Consider the following 12,251-nt stretch of genomic DNA (forward strand, 5'->3'; position numbering starts at 1 on the left):
GGGTAATCAAGGCAAAGGTCAATCTATGCCCTTTGCCCGCCCGTATTATATGGGGGTTATCCGCGTCAAGGTCGGGTCGTATTTTCGCCGCTTCGCTCTGAAAATCTCCACCCTGCCCTTGACACGCCGCTAATGCGCGGAGAATATCGACTTCGCCAGTGCGCCGGATTTGAACAGGGAGAAACAGAGGATAACGGTATAGGCTGCAAGGGAGAATATCGCGCTGTGCAGATTGTCCGCTATTATCATGTTGTTTACCAGAACCGCGTAAATGCCGACGCATATCATAATGAGGAAGCCTTGAAAACCGATAGCGAACAGGGATTTGAGGTAGTTGTTTCCTATCTGCCCCCATTCCCGGTTCGTCATTGTTGCAAACGGGATAGGCGATACCGAACAGTAAAGGTAAATCTCTATCATGCGCCCGTAGAGGATAACGGTTATCAGTACGGACATGATTTTCATGCACAAGCTCACAAGGCTTGTTTCCATGACAAGTAAGAGCAGTTCGGGGATTTCCATAGCGTCAAGCCCGTCCTGCATGGAAGCAAGGGCGGCGGCAACATCAATCTCTGTGCTGCCGCCGATTACCCCCGCCGCGCCGGAAACAACGTGCTGCGCCATATCGAACACCGCCATAGTGATGTCAAAGGTGTGCGTCACAAGGTAGACTGCCACAAACGCCTTGAACACCCACTTGAAGAACATGGAAGTGTCAACGTCGTGCATATTGTTCTTTTCCGTTACCATGCTGATAAGCTCATAGCATAGGACGTAGGTAATGACAAGCCCCGCAATGGGTACGATTACATTCTCACTAAGGGTCTGTATCATGGAGAATATATTTGCGTTCCACCCTTGCGGGGTCTGCCCTACCTCTGCGGCGATAGTGCCGACTTTCTCGTTTACGTCCCCGAACATAGTTGACAGATTACCGTTTATGGCTCCTATGAGGATTTCCTTTATCCATTCGTTAATCGCGTCAAGTATGCTCTGCATAAGCCTTTACCCGCGCTTCTTAACCGAACAAGCCGGAAAGCAGCGGTACAAGGGTCATGCCGATAAGGGCAACGCCGCCGCCCGCCATAAGCTGCTTCATGCCCTGGCTCTTTGCTCATGTGAGATAAAGAAGTAAAAGAAGTGTAAAAAATTTTGCCGTTCCCTGTCCGGCTGACTGCCGGACGGGTCGGGCTTTAGTCGGGCAGCTCTACCTTGCCGACAAAAGAGTAATAGATTTCGATTTCCTGTCTGCGGAGCTTCCCCCGGCGTTTCCCGTCCAGTGCTTCCGATTCGTGGATTACGATTTTCTCCACAAACTCCCGCAACAGGGTAGGGGTAAGTTCCTCAAAGCTGGTGTACTTGCGTACTACTTTCATAAACTTTTCAGCGTTTGCCGTGGCTTCCAGCGTCCTTGAAAGCTCGCCCTGCAGAACGGCGGCACGCTCTTTCAGTTCCTTTTGCTCGGCTTCGTAGTCTGCCGAAAGCTCCGTGAAACGCTCGTCCGATATGCGCCCGGTCACGCTGTCCTCATACAGCCGCTTGAAGATAGCGGAGAGTTCCGCAATCCTTTTTTCTGCCGCTTCCAGTTCTTTCTTCTTGGCTGCGTTCCGGCGTTTGCTCCCGTCCTCGTTCTGCTCGGTCAAGAGCTTCATAAACCGGGCTTCATGCTTGGCGGCGTACTGTGTGACTTTCCGCAAATTCTCGGTCACTCCCTCGGTCAAAAGGTCGGTGCGGATAAAGTGCGCCGTACAGTCGGCGGTACGTTTCTTGTAGCTGCCGCAGATATAGCAGTCCTGCCGCCGTTTGTCCGTCTGATACCTCTGCTGGTACATGACGCTGCCGCAATCGGCACAAAAGAGTATGCCGGAGAACAAGCCCACTTCATCATAGCGGTTGGGGCGTTTGCGCTGCTTGCGTAGCTCCTGCACACGCTCCCATGTGTCACGGTCTATGATGATTTCGTGGTGGTTCTCAAATACTGCCTGCTTGTCCTCGCTGTTGTAGATAATCTTGCTGTTTTTGTAGGATTGGGTGGTGGTCTTGAAGTTCACAAGGCAGCCCGTGTATTCCCGGTTTTCAAGGATATGCACCACGGTATTTGCCGCCCACTTGCACTCATAGCCGGGGTGGTAGCGGCGGGTTCTCCCTGTCCGGCGGTATTCCAGCGTTCCCGGCGTGGGGATTTCCTGCTCCGTAAGCATACGGGCTATCTTGGTCGGTCCGTTCCCGGCAAGGCATAAGCTGTAAATCTGCTTTACCACGGGTGCGGCTTCCTCGTCAATAATGAAATTTTCGTCCTCGTCCATGAGGTAGCCGTACACGGGCTTGCTTGTGACAGGCTTCCCGCTCATGCCTTTTGACCTCTTGACCGCTCTGATTTTCTTGCTCGTATCCCTCACCAGCCATTCGTTAAAAATGTTACGCAGAGGGGCAAAGTCATTGTCGCCCTGTGCGCTGTCAACGCCGTCATTGATTGCAATGAAACGGACGTTTTTCTGTGGGAAAATCATTTCCGTGTACATTCCCACTTGTAAGTAGTTTCGCCCTAATCTTGACATATCCTTTACAATGACCGTCCCCACAAGCCCCGCTTCAATGTCGGCAAGCATGGACTGGAAGCCGGGTCTTTGGAAATTTGCCCCGGAAAATCCGTCGTCCGTGTACCATTTGAGGTTGGTAAAGCCGTTCTGTTTGGCATAGGCTTCAAGAATCCGCTTTTGGTTGCTTATGGAATTGCTCTCGCCTTGCAGTTCGTCCTCATGGGATAATCTCGGATATAGGGCGGTAATAAGTGTTGTGGCAGTCTGTCTTGACATAAATTCCTCCGTTTCCGACAGCCAGCCCCACTATTCCGTAGGTCTATCATACCACATGGGGCGGCTGTCTGTACAGTCCTTTTTGCTACTTTATGTCGAAAAATATCACATTTTTTTATTAAGGTTTGTCGCACTATATGGCATGGGCGGCTGTTCCTCCTGCGGCAGCTTCCGCTTCCAGCACTTTCATCATTTTGTCGGCGGCGGTGGCGGTAGCGTCCTGTTTGAAGTAGCCGGAAACGACAAGCACGGTGTTCCCCCGGCGTACCTCGGTCACGCAGTCCGGACGGCGGGCAGTAGCGGCGGTGTTCCTGTTTGGGGTGTCGGTCATAGGCTCTCCTTTCCATTCATCAGCGTTTTCAGCCGTTCCATTTTCTCCTGCGCCGTGGCTTTTCTGAAATTCTCCCCGGTAAAGCAGACGGGGGAACACATTTCAAGCAGGCGGTCATAAATCCGGGCGTGGGGCGTGTCCTCCGGGTTCTGCAATTCTTCCAGCGTGAGGTTTGTCGTCACGATCAGCGGCTTATTGCTGCGGTATCGGCTGTCAACCACGTTGTAAACCTGTTCAAGCCCGTATTCCGTGCCGCGCTCCATGCCGAAATCGTCAAGGATAAGCAGGGGGAAGCGGCAAAGGTGGTCTATGTATTCGTTCCTGTCCTTGTAGCTGGCGGCAAGGTCGTTGAGGATAAGGGCAAAGTTTGTCATGCACACGGAAATCTCACGCTCCATAAGGGCATTGGCGATACACCCGGCAAAATAGCTTTTTCCCGCGCCGACTTTCCCCCATAAAAGGTAGCCGATATTCTCCGCTTCCATATCCTCCCAATGCGCCACATAGAAGTGCGCTTTATCCATTTGGGGGCATTTGCCGTTGTCGTTTTCAAACGTCCATTCCTGCATAGCCGGGTTGGTAAAGCCCATTCTTTTCAGCCGTCCGACTTCCTCCCGGTGCTTCTGTTCCCGGTCGGCGGCTTCCCGCTTTTCCCGGTCTGCCCGTTTGCAGTCACATTCTTTGGGGTGTCGGTCACGTCCGAAAAGCGTCTTTCCCTCCGCAAAATAGGCTTCTTTGGGCTGGCGGCATTTCCCGCAGTATAAAAGCCCGTCCTCCCCGGTGTAGTCCTCCGGCTCGGCTTCCTGTGCCGTGGCAAGCCGGAAAATGGCATTGTCATAGTCATACTCGCTCATAAAATAAAATCCTCCTGTTAATGGTCTTTTGGCACGCCCTGTTTACGGGGCGTTCTATCTCTGTTGTCAAAGGCTCTCGCCCTCCCGGTAGGAATAATCGGGTATCTTCTGCTTTGGTGCTTTCTTTGCTTCATCATCAGCCGCCCAGCGCCGGATAGTGGCGGCATGGTTCTTGTATTTCTTCCCGCTGGAAGCGATATAGCCGGATAAGCGGTCAATGTAATATTCCCATTTGCTGGGAAGCTCCGTTTGCAGTTCTGCAAGCTCCTTTTCTGACAGGAATACGTTTTTATATCTGCCAAAAGGGGCGCGGGTGGTCTGTCCGGGTTTTATTTCTCCCTCTCTCTTTATCTCTAACTCTATCTCTTTCTCTTTCTCTATCTCTAACTCTAACTCTCTCTCTGGTGGACAAATGTCCGCGGCATATGGTGGACATTTGTCCGCCACGGCTTCCGGGAGTGCTGCCTGTTCCTGCAAAGCCCGCCTTGCGCGGCGTTTGCGCTCCCCCTCGGTAGAGGACTGACCGATTAAAAGCTCTATGTTGCTCATGTACAAAGCCCCGTTCTGCAAGGGTTCTACAAGCCCCAGTTTCATAAAAATCTGCAAGGCTCTTTCCACTGTGCCGACTTGCTGGCGGGTGATTGTGGCTATCATCTGTGCGGTGTAGGGGATATTCTCGTCAAGCTGGAGCTTTCCCCCGTTTTTCAGTGATTTTAGGTACAGCTTCAAGAGAATGTTTGAGTAGAGTACGCCGTCCTGCATACTTTCCAGCAGCACGATAGCGTCCTCGTCAAAATAGTTCTCTTTCAGCTTTAGGTAGTAATATTTGCGGTTGTCTGCCATTCGTTCCTCCTTTGGTCTGTTTTGGGGCTTCTGTCACGCTTTAGGACGCCTTTTTCATGGGTAAAGGATATAAATACCGTCTACCCGTTGAGGGCGGTCAAAAAAGCCTTGGTTTACGGGCTTCTTTCATAGCCTAAATGCGTAGAAAGGCGGTATCTTTTCCGCTGACGCTCCGATTCTTTCCGGCGGCGCACTTTTACGGTGCAGTCCGGGCAGTATTTCCCACGGTTTGACTTGGAGAGAAAATACCCGCCGCACTCGGTACAGCGTTTTCTGTCTGCCCGGTGCAAAAGGGCGGCTTCCAGCTTCCCGTCCAGCGGCAGCACGGCGGCAATGAACCAGCGGCAGAGAAGCGAATAGCTGATACTCTGCACACATACGCAAGGCTCGCCGTTATCCAGTAAGATACAGTTGCCGTTATCGTAATTACAGCACTCATGCACAAGCCGGCAAGCCGCCCGGTACTGTAAATAGTCCATGTATGGGTGTTTATCGTTCATTATCCCGCCCCTTTCCGCGCTCCGGCTCACGCCTTAAAATCTGCTCAATGTTACCCTTGACTGTCTGCAATTCCTTTGTTTTCTCCCGCTTTTCCCGGTACTCGTTGTAAAGCGTGTTTTTCTCCCTCATAAGCTGCTCAATCTCCGCTTGTAAGGTCTTGGAAGCTGGAAGTTTGGTAATGCCGTTTGCCTTAAAATACCGGGTGGCAGCTTCGGCTATCATAAAATCGCTTTCGTGCTGCTCCCGGTAGTTCTTGCGGGCTTTCTCTGTTTTCTGTGCTTTCAGCCCGTCACGGGCGGGCTTGGTCTTGATGTAGGCTAATAGCTGTTTCTGCAAGTCTTTTTTCTCCCGTAAAGTGCTTTCCACGGCTTTCAGTCCGGCGTGGACGCTGTTCAGTTCCGCACTGGCGGTAGCAAGGGCGGCTTCCAGTTCCTCCGGGGAAGAAAAGCCGGATTCCTCGTAAATGCTCATGGTCGCCGCCATTTGCTTTAGGTTGTGGACAGCCGCCCAGCGGTCATATCCTATGCCTTTGCCCTCGGCTCGTTTGGCTTCCCGGTCTACCATGCGCTGTACAGCTTCCCGTTGGGAAATGTCCTGTTTCGGGGCATTTATGACGGCTTTATTACGTTGTAAACGCTCCCTTATGCTGCGGGGGTGTTCCTCTTTGGGTGCGGGCGTTTCGGCGGCTCTGACGGCGTTCTGTGCGTTTATGGTGAGTGTTTCCAGTACGGCGGTGCGGTCAAAATCATCACCCAACTTCCGGGCGGTGACTGGCTTCGTCCTGTCCGGCGTGAGATACGATAACCTCCCCCGGCTCTCCTTGACGGTCACTCCCTGTTGCAGCAGCTTCCCGGAGAAGTCCTCAAAGGAAATGGCAGAGGAAAGGGCAGTGCGAATCGTGCGCCGTAACTTCTCTTTATCGGTTTCAAATTTTGTAAGTTTGGGCGGTTCTCCTGTGGCGGCATGGGAAGCGTTCTCTTTATCCAGTGCGGCTTGTTCTTTCCGTTTCGCCCAATACTCCCGCTCGGTAATGCGGTTCTTGCTCCCGTTCAATAAGTCAATCTGATAGAGGTTTTCCCGGTGGCACATCTCCATGACTTCCGCTTTGAAATATTCCATAGCTGCGTCCGTGCAGCGGTGCTTGCAGCCCTCCCTTGTGTCCGCTGGTCTTTCCATGTAGGGCAGTAGCGGCACTTCCGCAATCCGCAAAGAATTGATTACGATATGCACATGAATGTTGCCGCTGTGGTTATGCCCGTCCGGGTGGGTGCATACAAGGGCTTGGTGTCCGGGGAAATGTTCTCTACAAAACTGCTCGCCCAATTCCTGCGCCCGGTCTACGGTCAAGCCGTTGTCCTGTGCGTCACGGGGGTCAAAACTGATGATATAGTGGTGGCTCTTTACGTCCTCCCGTTTTTGGTTCTTGCCGTATTTCAGATTGGAGCGCATACACGCGATTGCAAAATCTTCATCACCGCAATTCAGAGAGGAAATGAGATAGCCTGTCCTCGGAACAATCTGCCCGTTTTCATCACGGGTGGGCTTCATGGTAAACTCGTCATGCTCAAAGGTTAGGTACTGTTCAGCCGCCCCGTAGTCGGCATTTTTAGAGCTGATATGTTTGAACGTTGCCAACGGCTTCACCTACTTTCTGCAAGACTTCAAACTTCAAGGCGGCAAGCTCCGCTATGGCGGCGCGTACCTCATTGGAGAGTGTGTTATAGGGTGCGCCGTACTCGTTCAGACAGCGGGCAATCTGATTCAAGTTGCCGCCGATTTTCCCGTACTCGGCTGTGAGCTTCCCAACAGCAGAAAGCAGTTCATCATTGACCGGGGAAACGGTAATGACCGGGCGTATGCGTGACTTAATCAGTGCCTGCCGGATATATTCGGACTGGCTCATTTGGCAGAGCGTGACACGCTCGGAAAACTCGGCGTATTCTTCCTCGGTCAAGCGTGTCTTGATTACCCGGTGGCGGTGGGGTGTGTTATATCTTTTCATGGTCGTAGACCTCCTTTCTTTTTGTAATGCTTTGCCCTTTCACTAATAGGAGAAAAACAGGGGCATAAGCGGAAGTGTTTTTTGAAAAATCCGAAAAAATTTTCCGGGGATTTTTCAAAGCGGCGCAAGCCGCAAAAGGCGGGCTTGGGGTGGCAACCCCAACAAGATTCCCGCAGGACAAAATGAGCCGATAGGCGAAATTTGGTACTGTGGTAGAATCTTGCTCTAAGAAAACGGCGTAAACTTCCCCTTCTACTCCTTACTACGCAGAGAAATGAAGATATGGCAAAGTTTTGGGAAACTTTTTGAGAAAACTTTTCGACAAAGCTGGAAAATTAGCACGTTTTTTGGCGCAAAAAAACAGGAAACCTTTTCTTGATTTCCTGTCATGGTATGTCGCTGTGGTGGGCGGCGGTTGTTCTGTTGTTATTCCCCGGAAGCAAACTTGTAGCCTATGCCTAAAACGGTCTTTATGTAGGTGGGCTTGCGGCTGTCCGGCTCTATCTTTTTCCGCAGGTTGTAAATCACGTTGGCAACACTTGAATGGCAAGTATCGCTTTCCATGTTCCAAACGGCTTCAAATATCTGTGTCCTTGTGAGGACAATGCCGGGATTGGAAGCAAGGAATACAAGGGCATTATATTCAAGACGTGTTAGATTGACTTCCTCCCCGTCTTGAAATACCCGGCGTTGGCTCTGCCTTATTTCCAATCCCGGAAAAGATAACACGGAAACGGGTGTAAGCTGCATGGGTTCAAGTCGCATATAATTAGATATTGCCGATATGATTTTGTCAATCGCTGTTTCCTCTTGTTCGTTAAGTGTCAGTAGTAGTAATTTTCCCATGTTCATTACCCCTTTTATCCGTTGAATTTAAACTATATTTTTCTGTCGTGTTTTTTGACAGTAAGCAACAAATATATATCATAGAGAGCGTAATGTCAATTTAATGTCATTAAGAGAATAGGTGGTCTGTCTAATTATTATCATTTTGTTCATTTGCGCCTACGCTGCGTTTGGCATTTTGGCAATTCAATATATTGTAAATTTATCTATATCAGCGGGCTAACCTCATTTTCACAAAATAAGCTAAGTTTGTGAAGTGCTCTTGTGCAGGCAACATATAAGAGGTTTTTATCATCTTCATCATGGTAGTTTTGGCTGTCTGCATCACAAATTAAGACAGCATCAAATTCTAATCCCTTTGACATATATACTGGTAAGATAAACACGCCTTGTAAATCTGATACGCTCCCATTTTTGATTAACTGAATATCAAGTTTGTGTTTAATTTTATTAAATAGATAGATTGAATTTTTTTCGGTTTTACAAATTAAGCATATCGACTGAAACCCTTTCTCCTGGCATAGATTTATTTCCTTAACAATTTCATCAATGAAGATTTCGGAATTATCAGCAATATATACTTTTGGGCTATCGCCATTCCGATTAAAACTTTTTATCTGTGAACTTTTTTCAATGAACTTTAAACTAAAATTTAAAATTTCATTCGTACAACGGAAACTTTTATCCAACATAATAAGAGAAGATTTTTTCTTGTTCAATATTTTTTGAATTTGTTCGTAGAAAGAAATATCTTCTTTTTTGGCAAGAGTCTGTTTCATATCTCCTAAAATAGTAAATTTGGCATTAGAAAATAGCAAATTAAATATTTCATATTGGAGAGGGTAGTAGTCCTGTGCTTCATCAATGACTACCTGCTTAATATTTTTATATTTATTTGTTCCGTATATTTTTAAATACAAATAAGCGATTGCTATTGCGTCATCATAATACAATCTGTCTGCTTCCAAATTTTCCCTAGTATATTCCCATATACTTTTTATGCCTTGTGACAGATTGCTATTTTGCAGCAGGCTATAAAAATAGGCTTCATTGCTAAATAATATTTTATATAATTCAACAATGTCAATTTTTATAAATTTCTGTATTTCCTGCTTGATTAGATTTTTTTCTTCTTTATGCCCCCGCCCTTTTCCTGTTCCAAATATTTGTTCTAAAATATAATCTTCTAATTGTTCTAATTTTATGCCTAATGGTGTTTCTGTTCTTCCTAATATTTTATCTTTTAGAATTTGCCTGCTTACAACGCATTTTCCCTCATAATAAACATCTTCAAATTCTATCCACTGGCGGGGTATATCAATGAGAAATTGGTCTAAAATTTCCCTAAAAAAACTTGACGTTTTAAATTCTATACTATTTCTTGAAATTTCCTTGTATTTTGAATTGACAATCAGGTTTTCTAAAAAATCATTTCTTGACTGAATTTTCCTGCCAATTAATAACGCACTAAGTATATCTTCAAACACGGAAGAAATAACATTATCTTCTCCCAATTCGGGCAATACATTTGAAATATATTGCTCGAATATAGAATTTGGGGAAATAATCATAATGTTATTTGCGGACAGCTTTGTTTGTAAACCTTGATACATAAGATAAGCAGCCCGGTGGAGAGCAATAGAGGTTTTTCCACTTCCCGCTACACCCTGTACCATTAGCAGGTCATTTTCCATATCTCTAATAACCACGTCCTGTTCATGCTGAATTGTTTCAACAATCGCTTTCATTTTAGCAGTAGTGTTTTGTGACAGTAATTGCCTTAAAAATTCATCAACAATCTGAACATCTGAATCAAAGAAATATTCCAGTTTTCCGTTTTTTATTTCATATTGGCGTTTCAAATTGAGTTCGCCTGTTACTCGTCCACATGGAGCGTCATAAAACGCTTCGCCGGTCATAAAACGATAGAAAATACTGGCAATCGGCGATCTCCAATCATAAACATACATCTCTTGATAGCTGTTTTTTCGTAGAGAAGAACGTCCAATGTATATTTTTTCAAATTCGTCCTCATCATCAAATTTAAAATCAATTCGGGCAAAATAGGGCGATTTAATCATCTTTTCTAACAGAAGTATTTTATGTTCTTCTTCTTCGTAATCTATAATTTTGTCTGTTACAGGATTGATATATTGGCTTAATTCAACAAGTGCCTCGAAACCGTCCGATGTATACAGTGATGTAATACCGTGTTCTGTATTTTCACGCACATCTTTTTTGGCTTCGATAATTTCTGATTTCTTTTTGTCTGCCGCTTCTTTTGCCTGCTTTAATTGTTCCTCGGCTAAAGAGATTGTTTGTGCTAATCTTTTTTCTTCAAACGCTTTTTCTGTCTGATTATTCCCCATAATGATTATGACCTCCTTGAAAAATGAAAGAAAATTTTACTGAAACATTGCTAGGCTAGTTTAGCATGTGTCAGCTTATATAAACAGTCTTGTATTTATAAAATTTGTATGGTATTATTACAGTGGGAAGAAGTATGTTAGATATTTGATTTCTGCAAGCATATCAATTCTAATACGGACGTGTAATTAAAACAATAAAAAAATTGGGACAAAGCAGTTATACCACTATGTCCCAATTTGCTATTACTCCATATCTTCAGCAGACAGAAACACAAGCCCGACAAATTCTTCCTCAATCAGTTTCTTCAACTTTTCCACTGTGCTCTATGCAGGCTCCCGTATCTCCATTCCAACCTATAATCTCTTTCTGTAAAAGCAAATCTTGTTCTGTGAAAAAATGAGTTGGATTCCGTAGTAGTCGGCATTGTGCGTAATGTGTATAACTGACTGTATCATGGAATTGTGGGTAACTCTGTTTGCAGGACGTGGGAAAGCTGCACTTTAGCTTTTCCATGTGCTGTGAATAGAGTTATCCATGATTCCATAGCCTGTTATGCACATTTCCACAATGTTTGTCTTTTGGTCGTTGGTTCGGAAAAGAAAAGCCCTGTATGTTATTATATACAGAGCCATTCTAATCTTTTTTTATCCACTACATAGAGCGTTTCCTTTCTGCAAAATTCATTTTACAGAGTGATACCCGCCTTTTTTGCAAAGTAGTCTTTTCTCCCGGTAAGCTCTGACTGTTTTTCCTTTGGAAGATTGTTGAATAAATCATCATAAAGAACATCAGCTAACTGCATTTCTCTCGCAAGCAAAAATACATTTAGACTAAGCCATTCCTCCCAAAGCCCCTCAAATAAGCTGTTACTGTCTGTATAGGTGTCAAGCTCCTCAAAGCCATGTGACGCTGTATAGCATTGCAGTTTAACAAAGCCATACCTACCAACATCAACCAACAAAATATCTTCGTCCTCTATTTCGTACAGTTCCTCAAACACATCAATCACTTTGCGACACTTTTCCCGTTCTTCCTCTGTGATATATACTGTTTTTTCCATGCTCAATTACCTCTATCCTTTCAAATTGTGGAATACTGTTTTCAGTTTTCTTCTACTTCTGAACCACATATTTGAAATGCCATATATGCCATTTTATACGGAATAGAGGTTGGCTGTCTGCATTTATCAGTGTGTTACTTTATGGCACATGAGCATTCGCGCCCGGATTGTCGTTGCCGTAGCCCTCCATGAGATTGATAACGCCCCAGATACCAAGCCCGGCTCCAAGTGCTACAACAAGGGTCTGCAAAACGTCTACTGCGCTATTGAAAAATGCCATAAATAAATCCTTTCTGCCGCGTCTGCGGCTGTCCGGCAAGCGGACAAAAGGCGGTCAGCGTATGCCGCCGCATAAAAAAACCGCCCTCTGGTAAAGGCGGCTGTCCCCGCGCTGCGTAAGTTCTGCGGCGCGGCGGTATTCAGTTGTAGGGGGGTGCGGCTCCTGCCGCTGTGTGCTGCGCCGGAAAGTAGGGGCGCGTATCATGTAGCCGATATTGATATATGTGATTGCTTCGATTCCTCCTTTCGGTGTCCCGCTGTGCTGCCGGACGGGTATTATTCAGACTTGCGGGAAGTGAATAGCTTGCATAGCAAGGTGTTCGCTTCCCGCAAGTTCACAAAGGGGTAG

The 12,251-nt window shown here is 46.5% G+C and carries 12 protein-coding genes and 1 pseudogene; all 13 read right to left on the reverse strand.

From position 1 onward, the window contains the following. Positions 1-129: 129 nt before the first annotated feature. A complete protein-coding gene (locus tag MCJ35_RS01780; protein ID WP_002595174.1) occupies positions 130-999 on the reverse strand; it encodes a VirB6/TrbL-like conjugal transfer protein, CD1112 family in 870 nt (289 codons plus the stop codon). 19 nt (positions 1,000-1,018) lie between these two features. Further along, positions 1,019-1,114 (reverse strand): annotated as a pseudogene (locus MCJ35_RS31775) (Maff2 family mobile element protein); the annotation flags it as partial. 79 nt (positions 1,115-1,193) lie between these two features. Then, a complete protein-coding gene (locus MCJ35_RS01790) occupies positions 1,194-2,816 on the reverse strand; it encodes a recombinase family protein (RefSeq protein WP_025483265.1) in 1,623 nt (540 codons plus the stop codon). Positions 2,817-2,949: 133 nt separating this feature from the next. Continuing rightward, a complete protein-coding gene (locus MCJ35_RS01795) occupies positions 2,950-3,147 on the reverse strand; it encodes a transposon-encoded TnpW family protein (RefSeq protein ID WP_025483264.1) in 198 nt (65 codons plus the stop codon). Beyond that, positions 3,144-4,001 (reverse strand): ATP-binding protein, encoded by an 858-nt coding sequence (locus tag MCJ35_RS01800; protein WP_025483263.1) that lies wholly within the window; start codon positions 3,999-4,001, stop codon positions 3,144-3,146. The genes MCJ35_RS01795 and MCJ35_RS01800 overlap by 4 nt, the downstream gene beginning before the upstream one ends. A gap of 66 nt (positions 4,002-4,067) precedes the next feature. After that, positions 4,068-4,844, reverse strand: coding sequence for a phage replisome organizer N-terminal domain-containing protein (locus tag MCJ35_RS01805; protein WP_025483262.1), 777 nt, complete (start codon positions 4,842-4,844; stop codon positions 4,068-4,070). Between the two features lie 113 nt (positions 4,845-4,957). Further along, complete coding sequence (locus MCJ35_RS01810; protein ID WP_025483261.1) at positions 4,958-5,344, reverse strand: cysteine-rich VLP domain-containing protein; 387 nt, start codon at positions 5,342-5,344, stop codon at positions 4,958-4,960. Further along, on the reverse strand, positions 5,334-6,980 hold the full coding sequence (locus MCJ35_RS01815) for a relaxase/mobilization nuclease domain-containing protein (RefSeq protein WP_025483260.1): 1,647 nt from the start codon (positions 6,978-6,980) through the stop codon (positions 5,334-5,336). The genes MCJ35_RS01810 and MCJ35_RS01815 overlap by 11 nt, the downstream gene beginning before the upstream one ends. Next, on the reverse strand, positions 6,952-7,347 hold the full coding sequence (locus MCJ35_RS01820; RefSeq protein WP_025483259.1) for a plasmid mobilization protein: 396 nt from the start codon (positions 7,345-7,347) through the stop codon (positions 6,952-6,954). The genes MCJ35_RS01815 and MCJ35_RS01820 overlap by 29 nt, the downstream gene beginning before the upstream one ends. Before the next feature lie 426 nt (positions 7,348-7,773). Further along, positions 7,774-8,193: a winged helix-turn-helix domain-containing protein gene (locus MCJ35_RS01825; protein ID WP_002591343.1), complete on the reverse strand. Its 420-nt coding sequence runs from the start codon at positions 8,191-8,193 to the stop codon at positions 7,774-7,776. Between the two features lie 206 nt (positions 8,194-8,399). After that, positions 8,400-10,562 (reverse strand): HelD family protein, encoded by a 2,163-nt coding sequence (locus tag MCJ35_RS01830; protein ID WP_002591344.1) that lies wholly within the window; start codon positions 10,560-10,562, stop codon positions 8,400-8,402. Between the two features lie 686 nt (positions 10,563-11,248). Continuing rightward, positions 11,249-11,623 (reverse strand): hypothetical protein, encoded by a 375-nt coding sequence (locus MCJ35_RS01835; RefSeq protein ID WP_002591345.1) that lies wholly within the window; start codon positions 11,621-11,623, stop codon positions 11,249-11,251. A gap of 139 nt (positions 11,624-11,762) precedes the next feature. Then, the gene (locus MCJ35_RS01840) at positions 11,763-11,903 is read right to left on the reverse strand and encodes a Maff2 family mobile element protein (RefSeq protein ID WP_117534909.1); all 141 of its coding nucleotides are present in this window, start codon (positions 11,901-11,903) and stop codon (positions 11,763-11,765) included. Positions 11,904-12,251: the final 348 nt, after the last annotated feature.

This window comes from Enterocloster sp. OA13, assembly GCF_022440595.1.
Classification (GTDB): domain Bacteria; phylum Bacillota; class Clostridia; order Lachnospirales; family Lachnospiraceae; genus Enterocloster; species Enterocloster hominis.

What these genes read in the sequence shown, in the direction of transcription:
- MCJ35_RS01780 (WP_002595174.1), bottom strand. Translation starts at nt 999, where the DNA reads ATGCAGAGCATACTTGACGCGATTAACGAATGGATAAAGGAAATCCTC.
- MCJ35_RS01790 (WP_025483265.1), bottom strand. Translation starts at nt 2,816, where the DNA reads ATGTCAAGACAGACTGCCACAACACTTATTACCGCCCTATATCCGAGA.
- MCJ35_RS01795 (WP_025483264.1), bottom strand. Translation starts at nt 3,147, where the DNA reads ATGACCGACACCCCAAACAGGAACACCGCCGCTACTGCCCGCCGTCCG.
- MCJ35_RS01800 (WP_025483263.1), bottom strand. Translation starts at nt 4,001, where the DNA reads ATGAGCGAGTATGACTATGACAATGCCATTTTCCGGCTTGCCACGGCA.
- MCJ35_RS01805 (WP_025483262.1), bottom strand. Translation starts at nt 4,844, where the DNA reads ATGGCAGACAACCGCAAATATTACTACCTAAAGCTGAAAGAGAACTAT.
- MCJ35_RS01810 (WP_025483261.1), bottom strand. Translation starts at nt 5,344, where the DNA reads ATGAACGATAAACACCCATACATGGACTATTTACAGTACCGGGCGGCT.
- MCJ35_RS01820 (WP_025483259.1), bottom strand. Translation starts at nt 7,347, where the DNA reads ATGAAAAGATATAACACACCCCACCGCCACCGGGTAATCAAGACACGC.
- MCJ35_RS01825 (WP_002591343.1), bottom strand. Translation starts at nt 8,193, where the DNA reads ATGGGAAAATTACTACTACTGACACTTAACGAACAAGAGGAAACAGCG.
- MCJ35_RS01830 (WP_002591344.1), bottom strand. Translation starts at nt 10,562, where the DNA reads ATGGGGAATAATCAGACAGAAAAAGCGTTTGAAGAAAAAAGATTAGCA.
- MCJ35_RS01835 (WP_002591345.1), bottom strand. Translation starts at nt 11,623, where the DNA reads ATGGAAAAAACAGTATATATCACAGAGGAAGAACGGGAAAAGTGTCGC.
- MCJ35_RS01840 (WP_117534909.1), bottom strand. Translation starts at nt 11,903, where the DNA reads ATGGCATTTTTCAATAGCGCAGTAGACGTTTTGCAGACCCTTGTTGTA.